The sequence below is a fragment of the Lysinibacillus sp. NPDC098008 genome (assembly GCF_044760715.1).
Lineage (GTDB): Bacteria > Bacillota > Bacilli > Bacillales_A > Planococcaceae > Lysinibacillus.
Map to the genome: position 1 here is coordinate 21,950 of NZ_JBIWBA010000005.1, position 17,892 is coordinate 39,841.

Here is a 17,892-nt window from a genome sequence, read left to right on the forward strand (position 1 = left end):
GAGTCTTAAAATATTCTGTATGATGAATGGCATCGCCAAAAATAATCTATAGATTATGTTAAGAGAATTGAAAGAATTGTATAACTATCATGTAACATCTAGTTGCAGTTATAATGATTAAACAATTCTTATAAAAAATAAAACAGCATGGATGTAGCAAAAACATATTAGATAGTATTAATAACAAGTATTATTTATCTTATATTGTAATAATTTACTAGGCGTATTATAGTACATTTGACTTAAATAAAACTTAAACAATACTTAAATGGACAATGTATTAGGAATTAAGATATGAACAATGATAGGCATAATGAAATATATATAGAAAGGAGCTCCACCATGAAATTAGAACGATTGCTGACAATGACGATGATTTTAGTAAATCGTAAAAAAATTAAGGCACAAGAGTTAGCAGAGCTATTTAATGTATCTGTTCGTACAATCTATCGAGATATTGACACACTTAGTTGTGCGGGGATTCCTGTTATAAGCCAGCAAGGGGTGAATGGTGGTATTTATTTAATGGAGGGCTATCGTATGGATAAGCAAGTTTTAACGAAGGATGAGCTTACATCATTATCGATAGCCATTAAAAGTGCATTGACGGGGTATGAGGATTTACATGCAGAGGCAGTCCTTGAAAAATTAACAAGCATTGCAGATGATGATAGTAAACAATCTATGGAGCATCTATTAATAGACTTAAGTCCATGGGGACCAAATTCTCTTTTTAAGAAGCAGCTTACATTATTAAAAGCAGCTATTAAAAATGGTCAATATGTAAGTTTTAGCTACTCAACTACACATGGTAAGCTAACCAATCGCTTTGTTGAGCCACATACATTAGTACACAAGGGGCGGGTATGGTATTTATATGGCTATTGCACATTAAGACAAGATTTTCGTCTATTTAAACTTGCAAGAATAAAAAATTTACAGCAGCAACTGATGACCTTTGAACGCAAGGAAGTACATTTATCTGAGCTACCATGGAGTACAGAATGGCATCAGCCAGAAAATACGGTTAATTTGGTCATTTCTTTTGACAGAGCTATCACAACACTTGTCGAGGAATCATTTGGGGCTGAGCATATCGATCATGAGCATGCCATCATCTCAATAGAGATACCAGAGGATGAGTGGCTTTATGGCTTTTTGCTTAGCTTTGGTCATCGTATAAAAATCATTGAGCCACTCTATTTACAAGAGATTATCCAACAGCGCGCACAAGAAATTCTCCATTTATATAAAAATCCAAATAATTGCTGACAGACAGCTGTCAGGTTTCCTTCGCTATAGTAGGAATAAATAAAGTGAAGGGTGGAGGTAATGATGCAAAGCTATTGTCAAAGCTGTAGTATGCCATTAACGACTGAGGCATTATTAGGAACTGAAAAAGGAGGCAGTATCAATAAGGATTATTGTCGATATTGCTATCAGGAAGGCGAGTTTACACAGCCGACTATAACAATTGAAGAGATGGTAGAAATTTGTGTACCATATTTAAAGGACAATGGCATGGCTGAAAAGGAAGCACGTCATATGCTAGTAGCTGTGTTGCCAGATTTGAAGCGCTGGAGAAAAAATAAATCATCAGAGCCAAAAGTAGTAGAACGACCTGCATTTTATATTATGGGAATTGCGGAGGAAACAAGTAATGCTCAGGAAATAACAGCACAAGCTAAAATTCCGCAGCTATGGACAGACTTTTATCAGCAAAATATAATTGGTCAAATTGCTAATCGGCATAATGCAACGATTTATGGCTTATATTCAGACTATGCAACAGATGTTAATGGGGATTATACAATTACACTTGGTGTAGAGGTGTCCAATACAAATGAGGCTCCTGCAGGTATGGTATTAAAAACAATACCGGCAGCTAAGTATGCTGTATTCACTTCTCAAACGGGTACAATACCAGAGATTGTTATTCAGACATGGCAAGATATTTGGGCATGGTTTGCAAGCGCTGAAGTAGAGCGAACTTATACTGGCGACTTTGAGGTTTATGATGAACGATGCACAAATCCTCAAAAGGCACAGGTAGATATTTATATTGCGATTAAATAATAAAAAGTCCCCTACCACTTAATGGGTAGGAGACTTATCATTGTTTTGCGGAGGGATTGCTTCAATATATGGTTCAATATGGACAAGAACCTGGCAAAAACGGTTTTCACGCATAATGGTATGTTCAATTTCCTCTGTAATACGATGACTTTCAAATACATTTAAATAAGGGTCAACAGTAACCGTTACATCAATGAAGTACATATTACCATGTGCACGTCCTTTAAAGTCTAAAAGCTCCATAACACCATCTACATTTTGAATTAAAACAGATAATGTTTCAACTTCCTCAATATCAAAGGCATCTGTAAGGCTTTGAACAGCCTCCCAAAAAATTTCAACAGCTGTTTTGATAATTAAAAAAGCAACAATAAGCGCTGTTAAAGAATCAATAATAGGGAAGCCAAAAATTGCGCCAAAAATTCCAATGGCTGTACCAATACTAACAAGTGCATCTGAACGATTATCAAAGGCGGCTGCTTTCACAGCGGCACTTTTAATTTTCTTAGAGAGTGCCAAATTATAGCGATATACTACATACATTACAGCAGCACTGCCGATAGCGACATAGGCTGTTAACAGAGAAGGTGTTGTCCCTGTAGGCTCCCAAAGGTGTTGTAACGAGTTAATTAATACTTGAAGGCCAACAATAAGCATAATAAAGGATGCTACTAAAGATGCAACCGTTTCGGCACGTAAATGTCCATATTGGTGATTGGAATCAGGTGGTCTTTGTGCAATACGTAAGCCAACCAATACGGCGATAGAGGCAATAATATCTGTAGTATTATTTAACCCATCTGCCTTTAATGCCTCAGAGGTCCCAGTATAGCCAATTGTAAGCTTAATGGAACTTAAGATTAAATATGTACCAATGGATAACCAAGCGCCTTTTTCCCCTTGACGTAAATTTGTATAAAGCTCCATATTGTTTCCTCCTCACAAAACTTTCGAACATTAGAAAACGACCCCCTTTGAGAAAGGGAGTCGTTTTCTATTTATTATGACAGTATTTGCTCCCACCCTTATAGAGTGTGAGCGAAAAACCATTTTTATAGCCTAAATCATCTAAGTGTGCTTATAATCGTATCACGATAAGGGTAATAAGGTAAAGTCACATTAGTCAATTACTGTGTCAATTTTATTTAATAAATCACTTTCAGGCAATTTCAGAACTTCTAAGTATAAAATATGGTGACCATCTAATTCTTTGGCAATAAATTTATAACCCTGTTCCTGAATGCTATCTCCTTCGACAGCATCAAAGCGCTTTGTCATAAACCAACCGCCAATCGTATCAATATCATCATCTTCTATGTCAGTACCAAGCATATCATTTACATTTTCAAGCAGCATTTTAGCATCTAAAATAAAATGATTTTCTGCAATTTCTTGTACTTCTGGAACTTCATCTTCATCGAATTCATCTTGAATATCGCCGACAATTTCCTCGATAATATCTTCGATTGTTACTAAGCCAGATGTTCCACCATATTCATCCATTAAAATAGCCATATGAATACGTTCACGTTGAATTTTTAGTAATAAATCGTTAATTTGCGTTGTTTCCATTACACGAATAATAGGCTGCATATAATCAATAACAGGTTTATCGCCATTTTTAGGGTCTTTAATGTAAGCGGTTAATAAGTGCTTCATATTGACCAAGCCAATAATATGGTCTTTATCACCATCAATAATTGGATAACGAGTATACTGCTCAACACCCATTAAATCGAACACTTCTTTAATTGTCAGCTCTTTTTCAATACCGACAATTTCAGTTCGAGGAACCATAATTTCCTTTGCAAGACGATCTGAGAACTCAAAAATACTGTTCACATATTCATATTCTGCGTTATTGATTTCTCCACCTTTTAAACTATCCGATAAAATCATACGCAGCTCTTCCTCTGTATGGGCTACTTCTGATTCTGACATCATTTTTAAGCCAAAAAGACCAGTTAAGGCACGAGCAGAGCCATTTAATAGCTTAATGATGGGATACGTAATATTGTGGAATAAAATTAATGCGCCAGAAAAGTTTAATGTAACAAATTCTGCTTTTTGGATGGCTAATGTTTTTGGCGCCAACTCCCCAATAACAACATGCATAAACGTTACGAGTGAGAATGCAAGTATGAATGAAAGGATAGACGTTATACTACCACTTAAATTTAGAAATTCAAACACCGGGTGTAAAATAATTTCAAATGTAGGTTCACCAAGCCAACCTAAACCAAGTGCAGTAATTGTAATACCTAGCTGACAAGCAGATAAGTACTCGTCTAAATCTGAAACAACACGTTTTGCATTTTTCGCTTTTTTATGCCCTTCTGCGAGCAATTGATCAATGCGGGTAGCTCTTACTTTAACGATTGCAAATTCAGTTGCAACGAAAAATCCTGTCATTATAATAAGTAGGGCGAATGCCGCCAACCTAATGGTTATCTCCAATATGTCTCCGTCCAAATAATCCCTTTGTCCCCGCCCGAATGAGGGAAGTAAACAAAGTGTACACCTCCTATGATTTAAAAAATTGTTGGATGTTTCAATCATAAATTATTTACAAGGAAAACACAAATATTGACAACGTTTTTTCGCTGTTTTTCAGTAGCTTTTTTTGAATAGATGTCCACCTTTACATATCATATAAATTGAAAATAGTATAGCTATATGATAATTTTAAAAATATAGTAAAAATAGTTTATTTAGGAAATAAAGCATGTGCATCCTATATTAAATGACACGTCAAAAATCTCAAAAGTGCTATAGTGTGTGGATTTTTTAAATAAACTATTTTGTCTAATAATAAGGAGCAGTCCTATCCAATCTATAGGGCTGCTCCTTTGTACTTATATGCATTGCATTAAATCCTATGCTGTTAATCATAAACATGGTATAGCATGAGGTCATGAATCATTTTTTTTACATGTTCTTCGTTGGGTGGAATAGGTCCTGTCCATTGAATCATACCATCCTTTAAATATTCTGCTGTATAACGTTCTCGCTCATAAAAAAAGGAAATTGTCCATCCGGGAAGCTGCGTATTTTCAAATAATGGTTTAAAGCTAAAATGCTGAATCATCATCAAACCTCTTTTCTATCGATATGTAGTTCATATTATTCAGGGATAATAGTAATTTTGCAACTATTCATATTTTACATTTTAAAAGGGGTATTTATTTCGTTGAAAATCATTGCTCTGCTATAATGTATGCAGAAGACGACAAAATACGTCAAGCGTGAATACAAGTGAAATGAGAGGATGCAAATGGATAATTTTCTAGTAACATTACTTTTTATGGCAATTATTGGTGCTGCCATTGGTGGCGTAACCAATCACTTAGCCATTAAAATGCTTTTTCGTCCATATAAAGCAATATATATTAAAAATTGGCGCGTACCATTTACACCGGGCCTTATCCCGAAAAGACGTGATGAATTAGCGAGGCAGCTTGGTTTAACAGTTGTCAATTACTTATTAACACCTGAAACTTTTAGAAAGAAATTTTTCTCCAAGGATATGCAAGATAAGCTTGAGCATCTTGTACAGACAAAGGTGGAAGAAACGATCTTTACAAATGATAAAACAATTCAGGATTGGTTAAACTTAGCTGGGTTTGCGCATATGCCAGCAACGATTGAGCAAAAAGTAGAAGCGATTGTAGAGGGACAATTTGCATCAGTGAAGAATACACTATCTACAAAATCAATTCGCACACTGCTATCTGCTGATATTCAACAAACGATTGATGCTAAAATTCCTGTAGTTGTTGGTCATATTTTAGAGAAGGGTGAGGATTATTTTTTATCACCTGAAGGCGAAATGACAATTAAGGCGATGATTGATGACTTTCTCTCCACAAAAGGCTCTCTTGGCGGCATGATTAGCATGTTTTTAGGAGATTCCTCTTCACTTGTTGGAAAAGTTCAACGGGAGCTTATAAAGTTTTTACAGGCTCCGGGTACAACAACATTGCTAACGAAAATATTTACACAGGAATTGGAAAAGCTAAAAGATCGACCAGCAATGGACTTTTTACAGGATATCCAATTTGAACCGTTATTAGCGAAATTACAAGTCTATGTAAAAGAGCAATTAGCCATTGCAGAGCGTTTAAATCATCCTATTTCCTATTACTGGCCTGAGGGTAATGAGTGGGTAAAGCGCCAAGTTATTCCACAAGCCATTGAAAAGGGCTTTAGTAAGGCAGAAGCAAAGCTAGAGGATGTACTTAAGCGTTTAAATTTACAAGAAGTTGTGCGAGAGCAGGTTGATTCCTTCCCAGTAGAAAAATTAGAGGAGCTTGTATTAGGCATTTCTAAACGTGAATTTAAAATGATTACGGTACTAGGTGCAGTTCTTGGTGGATTGATTGGGATTGTGCAAGGTTTAATCGTTTACTTTATTTAAAAAGGAGATTGTATACATGATTAATATTTATAATGACATTAATGCATTAGAGGCAACTTTCCGTAAAACTTCTGAGTTTGAAACTTTACAAGCAGCAGTGGAAGTTGTGAAGAATGATGAAGAGGCATTAAATGTCTTTAAAAACTTCCGAAAAATCCAAATGGAGCTGCAGAAAAAACAATTAGCAGGCGAGGATTTATTGGAAGATGAGCTTGTCTATGCGCAAAAAGCAGCACAACTTGCACAACAAAATGAAAAAATTTCAGCGATGCTTGAAGCAGAAATGGCATTAAGCAAAGTAATTGAGGAAGTAAATCGCATTTTAATCAAACCGATTCAAAGTTTATATGAGGGGCTTCAATAAGGAATAATTGTTGCAAAAAATGCATATATAACAAGTAAGAAGAAAACGTGTATCCGCTAATAATCGGAGCACGTTTTCACTTTATCTTGGTTCAGCAAATTCTTTTTGTATCGAAAGCAAAGCGACAGCAGCAGATATTTTTGTGCGACAGCAACAGATACAGAAGAGCCCATGTTCTGTGGAGAGGGAATGAATGCTTTTCCCTTCTGCTCAGTGGGTGTCCAAACGCCTACTGAACCATGAGGCGTAATTGATATTGGAGGCTATGTTTATGGATGTTGTCATTGAATGGACTTATAAAACACCAAAAGGAGCTACAACGGTTTTACGTTCAGAAGAGATGCCTGCTGCTCAAGCACTTTTACTAGCAGAAGATATGGAGAAAACAGAAAGAGTCAAATTATTGCATTGTATAGATCGGCAGGCTACAAGTTGGTCGTTAAAGGAATTAAAGGCGTATTTAAAGGAAATAGATAGTGAGCCACATGACATTACGGTTTATTTTGATGGTGGCTTTGACCGTGGGACAAGACAGGCAGGACTAGGCTGTGCCATTTATTATGAGCAAAATGGTAAGTCCTATCGTTTACGAAAAAATGCCTTTTCATTGGAGCTTCAATCAAATAATGAGGCGGAATATGCAGCGCTTTATTTAGGCTTAGTGGAGCTGGAGTTATTAAATGTTCACCATCTGCCTGTCCGTTTTATAGGCGATTCACAGGTAGTTATTAATCAGCTAAGTGGGGAATGGCCAGCATTAGAGAAGGAGCTAGCAAGCTGGGCAGATAAAATTGATGCCAAGCTAGCGCAGCTCGCCATTCAACCAACGTATCAGCTTATTGCACGCAAGAACAATAACGAGGCAGATCGACTTGCTACACAAGCTTTAAACGGCATTGATATTACTAGTACAAGTGAAATTGGAAAGAAATAGACGGCTTGTTCTTAAGCATTCTACTTAATTTTAAGAAGAAACCTACCAGCACATGCTACTGGTAGGTTTTATTTTTAGTTTGTGGAAGCCACTAAACTTAAAGATAAGTTTAATAGGGCTGCATTGTTTTGATCATTGCTGAATTCAGCATAATAGTAAACATCTTCAAATTCAAATTCACCAAAATAGACAATATCATCAGGGTCTCCATATCTTTCATAGGATAAAATTTGAATTGTTTGATTGATAGCCTTTTCTAAATTTTCCCTTGTGACATTTTTAAATTTTGATAGATAAAAATGGCTAGGAGGAATTTCATCTTCTGCTAAACAAAAAAAGTAGTCATCATAAAAAGAACAGAAACCACCTTCATAATAGTCCTCATTGACTGGAGTTCCAGCTTTAATTTTGGCGGTTGAATAACTATCTCCAAAAATAATACCTGTTTTAAAGAAACTATTGTTTAGTAATGCCAACAATTTTTCGTTTTGAATGATAGGCAGTCCAGAATTTAATTTAACAGTGCCATATTCACTTATAATTGCATTGTCTTGAAGCTCATAATGCTCTAAATAATTTTCCTCTTGAATGGTAAACGAATTGGTAGAGGTATCTACAATTAAATTTCTATTCATGGAAAGGCTATAAGTTTGACCACTAATAATTTTATCGCCATCATCCGATACTTTCAATAAATGGAGCACCTCCGTGTAATTAGAGGCTCCAGCAGAAAAAATAGTTATTAGCGGAAGCTCTTGGTCGTTGTTGTTTTTTAGTATATCTTTAAAACGAACCTCGCCATGAATAGGTGTTTCATATTGTTGAGCAGCCCATAATGACCATGATTTGTTATCTTTATTAAATTTCCCAATAATATAGCCATAATTTGTGCCACTATAGCCAATAAAAATTTCAGGTACTTGATCTCCCTCAAAGTCTACCATTTTATAGTATGTATCTTCACTAGGAATATTGCTATTACGATACCATGTGCTGTCTAATGCTAATTGCTGCCATTCTTCAGTCGATAAAGATAAGTCTTCCTCTTGAGTAACCTTAGAAGAATCAGCGCTAGATGGCTCATTTACTTGTTGATCCTGACAAGCAATTAATAAAAAGCTTAAAAATAAAAAAGGTATACTTATTTTTTTCAATATAACATCCCCCCTTTATGGATTAATCACCAAATCAGACTATAACATATTGAATTATATAATGGAATATTACCCAATTATCTCCTTTAATAATTTTTCTATGTTCAATGAAACTTTTTCCATTTAAAAGCTACTACTATAGTGAATCCAAGTAATAAGGAGAGATACTTTATGAAGATGAAAAAATTAGCACCTGTAGCAATGACTGCATTATTATTTGGCAGCGTTGTAGTACCAACAGCTTCAGCAAATGAGCATATGACTGAGTTAGAGGTTCCACAAATTCAACCTGTATATATTTTCGATGACACACGTGGCATGGTTGAGGATATCCGTGTTGGTGAAAATATTACATATTATACAGTGAAAGACGATGAGCAAATAAATGTTTTAGAAATTACAAAAGATACGCTTGTCTTTGATAATACTGGTAAAAGAGTAGAACTAAAAGAGGGAGACAAAGTCGTGGCATATACATTTGCCAACAAGCCACAAAAATATATTTATCCACCGCAGTTTGATCCTGATGTAGTAATTGTTGAGTCAGAGGACGCTGGCTTTGTGGAAGTTGATTATTTCTTTGAGAATTTGGTAAATACGTATAATTTATTGAAGTTAAATATTGGAGATGACACAGAGCTGTTAAATGCTAAGGGAGAAACAGTAGCATCTAAAGACTTAACAAATAAGCATCTTGTTGTGTTTTATACAGCTTCAACTAAAAGCATTCCAGCACAAACAACACCAACAAAAATTATTGTGCTAGATAATGCTGATGAAAGCGTAATTGACCCAATAGAGGCAGAAATTACTGCTATTATTGCATCAGAAGCTTATGAGGTCGCAGGTATAAAAATGGTCCCATTACGCTCAATCGCTGAAAAGCTTGGCTATCAAGTAGTGGCAACAGGAAAAACGGTGATCTTGACAAAAGGAGATACGACATACACAATGACGCGTGGAGAAAAAGCATTTCATTTTAATCAAGCACTGCACACACTGCAAGTAGCTCCTGCATTGTTAAATGGTGCAACAACATATGTACCCGTTGAATTGATTAACAATTATTTGAAATAGTGAATAAAAAAGAGCACACTTCAGTATAATTGAACTAAGCCCCGAATAGTGACACTTTGTGAAGTGAACCTATACGGGGTTTTTCTATATTTCAGGAATATGCAAATAGTATTTTCATATCTAATGGGGCTATTGAGGAGAAAGGTCTATGCCAAACCTTTCGAAAAGTTGTATTTGACTTAGGGTTTATTAGTGTAAAACAGCTTAATGTGCCGTTATATAGTTGGAGTTTAGGAGAACAGGGCTTTATGGACATTAAAAAGATGACTTTGGCTATTTACCGAAGTCATCTCATTGTGTCTTAATTGATAACTGCATTTCCTTTATTAAATTGTCCACAAATAGGATGTATTTCAGATGTTTAAGTGTATCCTATTTAAGCTGTAGAAATTATTTTCGAGGAAATAATTGTAGGATACTTTTTCATAAATTGTTGAAGGCATTGTTTGAAAGCATGGGTGTGCATAAAATTTTTAGCTAATAGTAATTCATCTGAGTATAATAAAAATTGTTGGAAATGCTGTTGGATAAATTTCCTAGCATTTTCATAATGCTTATTAATAGAAATAGCACCATAAATGTCCTGTTGATCAATAATGTAGATAAAGTCACACAAAACTTTATGTATATCATACTTTAATAAGACAGCGATATACAATGTTTTGTCATCACAGCGTTCTACATCGAAATGGTGGAATACGACTTCTACTTGTTGGATAAAATTCGAAACGGGCATACGATTATTCTTTAAAATACTCACTATTAACACCACCCTTTTTAAAAATTATAATAAGAAAAAATTTTTTTGTCTATAAATAACAGAATATTCTGTTATTTTTGTTGTTTTGCTTAAAGTTAATAAAATTTGTTAAACTTAAGTTTGCAATATATTTGGAATAAGGAAAGAAGAGAGCGATAATATTATGAAAATTATTCACATAGATCAAAAATACCCTGAGGATTGGATTCGCGTATTAAACCATATAGCGAATTTATTTTTTGAGGATTCCAAGCTAAAGGTGGAACCAGAGGATGCGGAGATGGCTGCATCATTTTCCTATGAGGTTGGAGATGATTTTTCGATAACGACAAAAGCTATATTAACAGTAGATGGTAAAGAATATACAACACATTACAGTATTCAATATGAATCAGTCGCAACAGATCGAGAGCTCAATATTCGTATAAAGCGTGCATTGTCACATGTATTTTTAGATGTATTAGAGCAGCATACAGGGATGCATCAGCAATGGGGGATTTTAACAGGAGTACGCCCAACAAAGCTCTATCATAAATTTAGAAAAGCAGGTAAAAGTGAGCAGGAAATTGCTGAGCTATTAATCCGAGATTTCCGTCTATCAAAGGAGAAGGTTGCACTATTGAAGGAAATTGTAGATCGTCAATTAGTAACGATTCCTGATATAGACGATATTGGAAAGGAAATTAGTATTTATATCGGCATTCCATTTTGCCCAACAAAATGTGCATATTGTACATTCCCAGCATATGCGATTGGTAGCAACCGCAAACAGGGTCGTGTCACTACATTTTTAGATGGTTTGCATATAGAATTACGTGAAATGGGCAAATGGTTAAAGGACAATAATATGACCATTACCTCTATTTATTGGGGAGGTGGTACACCAACGTCCATTGAGGCAGATGAAATGGATGCCTTATACCAAACAATGTATGACTCATTCCCAAACCCTGAAACGATTCGAGAGGTCACTGTTGAGGCTGGAAGACCTGATACGATTACACCTGAAAAATTAGCAGTACTGAAAAAATGGGGGATTGATCGTATAAGTGTGAATCCACAATCCTATACAGATGAAACATTAAAAGCAATTGGCCGCCATCATACTGTTCAAGAAACCATCGATAAGTTTTGGCTTGCACGTGAATCAGGTATGAACAATATTAATATGGACTTGATTATTGGCTTGCCGAATGAAGGTGTTGAGGAATTTCAGCATTCATTAGAGGAATCTGCTAAAATGCAGCCTGAGTCATTGACGGTTCATACATTGTCATTTAAACGTGCTTCTGAAATGACACGTAATAAGGAAAAATATAAAGTTGCGGATCGTGATACAGTTGCCGAAATGATGCAGATGGCACAGGTATGGACAAAGGAAAATAACTATGTACCATACTATTTATATCGTCAAAAAAATATTTTAGGTAATTTAGAGAATGTTGGCTATAGCAAGGCTGGTGAGGAAAGTATCTATAATATTGTGATTATGGAAGAAGTGCAAACGATTTTAGGAATTGGCTGCGGAGCATCCTCAAAATTTGTGCATCCTGACACAGGGAAAATCACACAGTTCCACAATCCAAAAGACCCTGCTGCCTATATTATGACCTTTGAAGAGGCTATTGGTAAAAAAATCGAGCTTTTAGATGAGCTATATAAAGCATAGTAATAAGGACATGCCTTTTGAAACAGAGGGTGATAGTACTTTAGTGTAACTACTATAGAAACATAGGTTTTTAGCAAATATTTAAGATAACAGTTTTAGCTGTCTAGAAAGGTCTTCCCTTTTTAGACAGCTCTTTACTTATTGAGAGTGTTCGCAATGTACATGCGATTTTTAAAATCACTGCATCCTCAAAATATTGTGGATCATAGCCTGTTAGTTCTCTTATTTTATTTAATCGATATGTAAGTGTATGGCGATGAATATTTAATTGTTGCGCACAAAGTTTAAGCTGTAAATTACAGTCGAAAAATGTCTGCAATGTTTCCAGTTGTTTTGCATTTATCTTTTGCAGTATTCGCTGCTGAAATGCTTGTACCTCTTCAGATTCATGGTCTTTAAAAAGTGAAAATAGTTCCACATCCTCAAAAAAGGTTAGTTCATTATGGATTGTTGCAAACTTTAAAGCCGTTTTAGCTCCCTGATAGCTATAGGGAAGCTGTGATAAATGCTGCACAACAGGTCCGATACCAATTTGTAAGGAAGCGAGTTTCTGCTTTTTCTTGCGTAACGCTTTTAAAATGGAGCGGGAACGCTGCTCTTGATAGTCGCTTAGCAGAATATAATATTCCTGCAATTGACTATGACCAGCGAGAACAGGCTGCTTATAAAATAAATCCTCAAAAAAGAATGGCATTGTATTTTCTGCATAGGAGGATTCATTTAAGCTTACTAAAATAACTTGAAAAGGAGCTTTAAGTGTAAAGGGTAATTTTTGCATTCGCTCATTTAAAGCAGCATCTAGCTTACTACCATGTACAAGTGCCTCAAAGATATAGTCGTTATTTTTCCGCTGCCATTCACTTTTTGACTCAACAAGTGCTTGATGTGTCATGATTTCTGTTGTTAGCTGGACAAGGTTAGCAATATCAAGCATATCCTTAGATTCCCCTGTAATCCCAATGACGCCAACTACCTCATCCTGATACAGAATAGGCATATTAATGCCAGGCTTTGTATTCGGATATAATGCTATATTGTCTTCATTAATAATTAATGTCTGTTTCGTTTGTGCTACATAAAGTGCGCCTTCATGAATATTTTCCACTCGCATCCTATCGCCAGAGGCAAGGATAACCCCTGTTGGACTAATGACATTAATATTATGGCGTAAGCGCAACATTGTTTGATAGACAATTTCCTCTGCCAATTTTTTTGTTAGCATGTTTATACACCTCATATAAAAAATAAATTGTTATAGGACAGTTAATTTATACACTCAGTATAGTGTTTTCTAAATTTTTTGTCATTATAATAAAATGTAAGCGCTTAACTTTTGGGTTATCTAAATAATGGAGGGGGTAGCATGAAAGTTATTATTAGTCCAGATTCCTACAAAGGCACATTATCAGCTGTTGAAGTTGCTAAAGCGATGCAAAAAGGAATTTTAGAAGCAAATCCAATGATTGAAACCATTATTCTACCAATTGCAGATGGTGGGGAGGGAACGCTTGACTCGCTTATTACCTCTACAGATGGTCAATATTTTTCAGTGAATGTATTAGACCCACTAGGAAGAACTATTCCAGCACAATATGGTGTATTGGGTGATCAGGAAACATGTGTGATAGAAATGGCACAGGCCTCAGGAATTATGCTGTTGCAAGATAATGAAAAAAATCCTGAGTATGCCTCTTCTTATGGAACAGGTCAATTAATTAAGGCAGCGCTTGACCAAGGCTTTAGAAAATTTATTGTTGGTATTGGTGGTAGCGCAACAAATGATGCTGGAGTTGGTATGTTAAAGGCTTTAGGTGTGCGCTTTTTAAATGAGGATGGCGTAGAGCTTGAGCATGGTATTTCACATTTATTACAGTTAAACACTATAGATATTAGCAAACTTGATAGAAGAGTAAAAGAAGCAACATTTACAATTGCTTGTGATGTGGATAATCCTTTAATTGGTCAGCGGGGTGCAACAGCGGTTTTTGGTCCACAAAAAGGTGTTATAGCACATCAAATTGCACATTTTGATAACTGTTTAAAGCAATTTGCGGATATTGTTGAAAGGCAATTTGCCATTCGTTTACATGATTATAAAGGTGCAGGAGCTGCTGGTGGAATGGGTGGGGCTTTAATTGCATTTTTACAAGGAACCTTTTATGCAGGCATTGATATTGTGATGGATGCTGTACAGCTACAAAGGCATTTACTAGATGCACAGATGATTATAACAGGTGAAGGAAAATCTGATTTGCAAACATTGCATGGCAAAGCACCAATAGGGGTAGCAAAAGCTGCGAAGCTCGCAAATGTAGAAGCAATTTTATTGTCTGGAGGAATTGATACAGAGGCTAAACCTGCACTTCAAAAGCATTTTTGTATTGTGGAGTCATTGGTAGATGAGGAGGTAACTATTCGACAGGCACTACAAAAACCTGCGTATTTTATTTCTTTAAAAGCAAGGGGAATTTTTGAACATTACATACAAAAAGGGGATGATTAAATGTTGTTCATTATTATTTTAATAGGGGTATTGTTTGTTGTAGTGGGAACAGCAAAATTAAAGCTTCATCCATTTTTAGCTTTATTAATAAGTGCTTTCTTCGTTGGAATTGCTTCAGGTATGCCGTTATTAACGGTAGTAGAAAGTATTAATACAGGATTTGGCGGTCTAATGACAAGCATTGGCTTAGTTATTATCGCTGGAACGATTATAGGGTTAATTTTAGAAAAATCAGGTGCTGCCTATCGTATGGCAGAGGTAGTGCTACGGATTGTTGGTCCAAAACGTCCACAATTAGCAATGTCTTTAATTGGTTATATCGTGTCTATTCCAGTATTTTGTGATTCAGGCTTTATTATTTTATCTAGCTTGCAAAAATCATTGGCAAAGCGAGCGAATGTCACGATTGCATCTATGGCAGTAGCTCTAGCAACTGGCTTATTTGCAACGCATGTATTAGTACCACCAACTCCAGGGCCTATTGCAGCAGCAGGAAATATTGGCGCAGCAGATTATTTAGGAACAGTCATTGTCATTGGTTTACTAGTAGCGATACCAGCGACATTTGTAGGTTATCTATGGTCAGTAAAAGTGGCGACAAAAATTCGAGTTCCTGAAGATGAGGTAGAGGCATTAGATTATGAGGAAGTCATTAAATCCTTTGGGAAAATGCCATCAACCTTTAAAGCATTTTTACCAATCATCCTACCAATCGTTTTAATTGGTCTTGGCTCTGTCGCAGCATTAGTTGGAGATACAGAATCCACATTGAACACTATCTTTAAATTTTTAGGTTCGCCAACAGTTGCATTGTTTTTAGGGGTAGCGGCTGCCTTTTTATTATTACCTGAAATTAGTGAAACAACATTAACAGGCTGGATTGGTGAAAGCTTAAAAGAAGCGGCTCCTATTTTATTGATTACAGGAGCTGGTGGTTCATTTGGTACAGTTATTAAAAATGCAGGTGTTGGAGAAATGCTACAGGAAATGGATTTAGGAATGTTTGCATCAGGCACATTATTCCTGCTTGTGCCGTTTATAGTAGCAGCAGCGTTGAAAACAGCTCAAGGTTCTTCCACAACAGCTCTTGTGATTACCTCTACTTTAGTAGCCCCAATGCTTGTGACATTGGGAATTGATGGAGCGGTACCATTAGCATTAGTGGTGATGGCAATTGGTGCTGGGGCAATGACAGTAAGCCATGTGAATGATAGTTTTTTCTGGGTCATTACACAGTATAGTGGTATGGAAGTTACACAAGCCTATAAAGCACAAACCGTTGCAACATTATTGCAAGGTCTTGTAACCATTATTATTACGATGGTGCTATGGTGGATATTTGTTTAAAGAATCAATTACGCCCCAGCTTAATTGTACCTGTCGTTAATGCTTTCGATACAAAAGGAATTTGCTGAATTAAGATAAAGGAGCTGCCCCCATGGCTAGCTCTCTTTTTTGTATAATAGAAAAAGAAAGGGAGTTAGTTCATGAAAAAAATAATCGTAGTATTACTTTGTATTTTGCTAGTAGCAGGCTGTACTGAGGCAGTGAAGACAGAGAAAATTCCTGTAACGGCTGGTCACGATATGCGTGTTCATTTTATTGATGTAGGGCAGGGAGATTCGATTTTACTAGAGTCGCCAAATGGTAAAACAATGCTTGTAGACGGTGGTGTAAAAGGAGCAGGGCAACAGGTTGTTGCTTATTTGAAGGAACTTGGTGTTAATAAGCTTGATATAGTCGTTGCGACACATCCTGATGCTGACCATATTGGCGGGCTAATACCTGTATTAAATGCTATGTCAATTCAGCAGTTTTACGATTCAGGTAAGGTACATACTTCGCAAACCTTTGAAGAAATGCTAATGCTAATTGATGAGAAAAATATTCCTTATCATATACCAAAAACAGGTGACACGCTTGATTTTGATAAGGATTTAAGTGTCAAGGTGCTTAATGCTGACGAAAATGCCGCAGATAATAATGATGCTTCAATTGTTTTAAAAATAGCATATGGCAATGTATCCTTTTTATTAACTGGGGATGCTGGTATAGCCTTAGAAAAAGAAATGCTACAATACGATGTAAGCGCAACTGTGCTAAAGGCTGGGCATCACGGCTCTAATACAAGTAGCTCAGCAGACTTTATTCAAGCTGTTAAACCTAAGGTAACAATCTTAAGCTATGGACAGGATAATAAATATGGTCATCCACACGCTGAAGTGATGGAGCGTTTACAGACAGTTGGTAGTAAAGTCTATGCCACTGCTAAGGAAGGAACGATTATTGTATCAACAGATGGGGTAAACTATGCCGTAAATGATGAGGAAGCATACAAGGTAGAAGCATCAGCACCAACAACAGCTATTGATATTGTGAGCAAAGACTTAGTAGCTGAAATTGTAGAAATTAAAAATAATGGGCAACAAACTGTATCTTTAAAGGATTGGCAACTGATTTCAATAGAAGGAAATCAAGTTTTTAAGTTTCCTAATGTATCATTACAGCCAGGTAAAACTATTTATATTACAAGTGGCACAGATGCACGAGAGGGAAAAAATTATATAAAATGGACAACGAGGCAAATTTGGTTAAATGATGGAGATGCTGCACAACTACGAAATGAGAAAGGGGAACTTGTAAGTGAGCTTGACTAAATACACGTTAGACCGTATTGAAGATGGCTATGCGGTGTTTTTAAAGTATCCAGCGGAAGAAGAACAACTTATTATTTCACAGTCAGCCATGAGCAAGCCTGTAGAGGTAGGTGCACGTGTGCAAATAGAAGAAATCGACGGACACTACAACATTGAAATATTAAAGGAAGAAACGGAGCAAAGACAAGCCAATATTCAACGTTTAATGGATAAACTACGCAAAAAAAATAACCATCGCTAATAAGAACGATACACATTTTATTTAGATAGTTATTGATTGG

Annotated in this window: 17 protein-coding genes; 11 read left to right on the forward strand and 6 right to left on the reverse strand. The window is 36.0% G+C overall.

Translation table 11 applies throughout. From position 1 onward, the window contains the following. The first annotated feature begins 342 nt into the window (after nucleotides 1–342). A complete protein-coding gene (locus ACIQVU_RS07170; protein ID WP_340807461.1) occupies nucleotides 343–1,272 on the forward strand; it encodes a helix-turn-helix transcriptional regulator in 930 nt (309 codons plus the stop codon). A gap of 60 nt (nucleotides 1,273–1,332) precedes the next feature. Further along, nucleotides 1,333–2,076: an effector binding domain-containing protein gene (locus ACIQVU_RS07175; RefSeq protein WP_402894574.1), complete on the forward strand. Its 744-nt coding sequence runs from the start codon at nucleotides 1,333–1,335 to the stop codon at nucleotides 2,074–2,076. Between the two features lie 18 nt (nucleotides 2,077–2,094). Here the strand turns inward: ACIQVU_RS07175 and ACIQVU_RS07180 are convergent, their stop codons facing one another. The 3 genes from ACIQVU_RS07180 to ACIQVU_RS07190 form a co-directional block, all read right to left on the reverse strand. Continuing rightward, complete coding sequence (locus tag ACIQVU_RS07180) at nucleotides 2,095–3,003, reverse strand: cation diffusion facilitator family transporter (protein WP_340807458.1); 909 nt, start codon at nucleotides 3,001–3,003, stop codon at nucleotides 2,095–2,097. A 192-nt stretch (nucleotides 3,004–3,195) separates the two neighbouring features. Next, a complete protein-coding gene (locus tag ACIQVU_RS07185) occupies nucleotides 3,196–4,533 on the reverse strand; it encodes a hemolysin family protein (RefSeq protein WP_402894577.1) in 1,338 nt (445 codons plus the stop codon). A gap of 427 nt (nucleotides 4,534–4,960) precedes the next feature. Then, complete coding sequence (locus ACIQVU_RS07190) at nucleotides 4,961–5,164, reverse strand: YheE family protein (RefSeq protein WP_340808619.1); 204 nt, start codon at nucleotides 5,162–5,164, stop codon at nucleotides 4,961–4,963. 186 nt (nucleotides 5,165–5,350) lie between these two features. Here ACIQVU_RS07190 and ACIQVU_RS07195 point away from each other — a divergent pair, with 186 nt between their 5' ends. From ACIQVU_RS07195 to ACIQVU_RS07205, 3 genes are all read left to right on the forward strand, one after another. Next, on the forward strand, nucleotides 5,351–6,493 hold the full coding sequence (locus ACIQVU_RS07195; protein WP_340807457.1) for a DUF445 domain-containing protein: 1,143 nt from the start codon (nucleotides 5,351–5,353) through the stop codon (nucleotides 6,491–6,493). A 16-nt stretch (nucleotides 6,494–6,509) separates the two neighbouring features. Beyond that, nucleotides 6,510–6,857: a YlbF family regulator gene (locus ACIQVU_RS07200; protein ID WP_340807456.1), complete on the forward strand. Its 348-nt coding sequence runs from the start codon at nucleotides 6,510–6,512 to the stop codon at nucleotides 6,855–6,857. Nucleotides 6,858–7,128: 271 nt separating this feature from the next. Further along, a complete protein-coding gene (locus tag ACIQVU_RS07205; RefSeq protein ID WP_402894582.1) occupies nucleotides 7,129–7,791 on the forward strand; it encodes a ribonuclease H family protein in 663 nt (220 codons plus the stop codon). Between the two features lie 74 nt (nucleotides 7,792–7,865). On the opposite strand, the gene ACIQVU_RS07210 is transcribed toward ACIQVU_RS07205, so the two are convergent. Continuing rightward, nucleotides 7,866–8,945 (reverse strand): hypothetical protein, encoded by a 1,080-nt coding sequence (locus ACIQVU_RS07210; RefSeq protein ID WP_340807454.1) that lies wholly within the window; start codon nucleotides 8,943–8,945, stop codon nucleotides 7,866–7,868. 171 nt (nucleotides 8,946–9,116) lie between these two features. On the opposite strand from ACIQVU_RS07210, the gene ACIQVU_RS07215 reads away from it, so the two are divergent. After that, nucleotides 9,117–10,022 (forward strand): stalk domain-containing protein, encoded by a 906-nt coding sequence (locus tag ACIQVU_RS07215; RefSeq protein WP_340807453.1) that lies wholly within the window; start codon nucleotides 9,117–9,119, stop codon nucleotides 10,020–10,022. 376 nt (nucleotides 10,023–10,398) lie between these two features. Here the strand turns inward: ACIQVU_RS07215 and ACIQVU_RS07220 are convergent, their stop codons facing one another. Then, on the reverse strand, nucleotides 10,399–10,782 hold the full coding sequence (locus ACIQVU_RS07220; RefSeq protein ID WP_340807452.1) for a hypothetical protein: 384 nt from the start codon (nucleotides 10,780–10,782) through the stop codon (nucleotides 10,399–10,401). 163 nt (nucleotides 10,783–10,945) lie between these two features. On the opposite strand from ACIQVU_RS07220, the gene ACIQVU_RS07225 reads away from it, so the two are divergent. Further along, nucleotides 10,946–12,451, forward strand: coding sequence for a coproporphyrinogen III oxidase (locus tag ACIQVU_RS07225; protein WP_340807450.1), 1,506 nt, complete (start codon nucleotides 10,946–10,948; stop codon nucleotides 12,449–12,451). Nucleotides 12,452–12,554: 103 nt separating this feature from the next. Here ACIQVU_RS07225 and ACIQVU_RS07230 read toward each other — a convergent pair whose 3' ends face one another. Beyond that, nucleotides 12,555–13,673, reverse strand: a complete 1,119-nt coding sequence (locus ACIQVU_RS07230; RefSeq protein WP_402894586.1) for a CdaR family transcriptional regulator — start codon at nucleotides 13,671–13,673, stop codon at nucleotides 12,555–12,557. Nucleotides 13,674–13,814: 141 nt separating this feature from the next. On the opposite strand from ACIQVU_RS07230, the gene ACIQVU_RS07235 reads away from it, so the two are divergent. The 4 genes from ACIQVU_RS07235 to ACIQVU_RS07250 all read left to right on the forward strand — a co-directional run bounded on the left by ACIQVU_RS07235 (nucleotide 13,815) and on the right by ACIQVU_RS07250 (nucleotide 17,852). Continuing rightward, nucleotides 13,815–14,954 (forward strand): glycerate kinase, encoded by a 1,140-nt coding sequence (locus tag ACIQVU_RS07235; RefSeq protein WP_340807448.1) that lies wholly within the window; start codon nucleotides 13,815–13,817, stop codon nucleotides 14,952–14,954. Then, nucleotides 14,955–16,301: a GntP family permease gene (locus ACIQVU_RS07240; protein WP_340807447.1), complete on the forward strand. Its 1,347-nt coding sequence runs from the start codon at nucleotides 14,955–14,957 to the stop codon at nucleotides 16,299–16,301. It abuts the gene before it with no gap. A gap of 140 nt (nucleotides 16,302–16,441) precedes the next feature. After that, nucleotides 16,442–17,611: an MBL fold metallo-hydrolase gene (locus ACIQVU_RS07245; protein WP_340807445.1), complete on the forward strand. Its 1,170-nt coding sequence runs from the start codon at nucleotides 16,442–16,444 to the stop codon at nucleotides 17,609–17,611. Further along, complete coding sequence (locus tag ACIQVU_RS07250) at nucleotides 17,598–17,852, forward strand: DUF3006 domain-containing protein (RefSeq protein WP_340807443.1); 255 nt, start codon at nucleotides 17,598–17,600, stop codon at nucleotides 17,850–17,852. The genes ACIQVU_RS07245 and ACIQVU_RS07250 overlap by 14 nt, the downstream gene beginning before the upstream one ends. Nucleotides 17,853–17,892 lie beyond the last annotated feature (40 nt).

What these genes read in the sequence shown, in the direction of transcription:
- ACIQVU_RS07240 (WP_340807447.1), top strand. Translation starts at nt 14,955, where the DNA reads ATGTTGTTCATTATTATTTTAATAGGGGTATTGTTTGTTGTAGTGGGA.
- ACIQVU_RS07215 (WP_340807453.1), top strand. Translation starts at nt 9,117, where the DNA reads ATGAAGATGAAAAAATTAGCACCTGTAGCAATGACTGCATTATTATTT.
- ACIQVU_RS07180 (WP_340807458.1), bottom strand. Translation starts at nt 3,003, where the DNA reads ATGGAGCTTTATACAAATTTACGTCAAGGGGAAAAAGGCGCTTGGTTA.
- ACIQVU_RS07245 (WP_340807445.1), top strand. Translation starts at nt 16,442, where the DNA reads ATGAAAAAAATAATCGTAGTATTACTTTGTATTTTGCTAGTAGCAGGC.
- ACIQVU_RS07205 (WP_402894582.1), top strand. Translation starts at nt 7,129, where the DNA reads ATGGATGTTGTCATTGAATGGACTTATAAAACACCAAAAGGAGCTACA.
- ACIQVU_RS07230 (WP_402894586.1), bottom strand. Translation starts at nt 13,673, where the DNA reads ATGCTAACAAAAAAATTGGCAGAGGAAATTGTCTATCAAACAATGTTG.
- ACIQVU_RS07195 (WP_340807457.1), top strand. Translation starts at nt 5,351, where the DNA reads ATGGATAATTTTCTAGTAACATTACTTTTTATGGCAATTATTGGTGCT.
- ACIQVU_RS07170 (WP_340807461.1), top strand. Translation starts at nt 343, where the DNA reads ATGAAATTAGAACGATTGCTGACAATGACGATGATTTTAGTAAATCGT.
- ACIQVU_RS07190 (WP_340808619.1), bottom strand. Translation starts at nt 5,164, where the DNA reads ATGATTCAGCATTTTAGCTTTAAACCATTATTTGAAAATACGCAGCTT.
- ACIQVU_RS07175 (WP_402894574.1), top strand. Translation starts at nt 1,333, where the DNA reads ATGATGCAAAGCTATTGTCAAAGCTGTAGTATGCCATTAACGACTGAG.
- ACIQVU_RS07200 (WP_340807456.1), top strand. Translation starts at nt 6,510, where the DNA reads ATGATTAATATTTATAATGACATTAATGCATTAGAGGCAACTTTCCGT.
- ACIQVU_RS07235 (WP_340807448.1), top strand. Translation starts at nt 13,815, where the DNA reads ATGAAAGTTATTATTAGTCCAGATTCCTACAAAGGCACATTATCAGCT.
- ACIQVU_RS07225 (WP_340807450.1), top strand. Translation starts at nt 10,946, where the DNA reads ATGAAAATTATTCACATAGATCAAAAATACCCTGAGGATTGGATTCGC.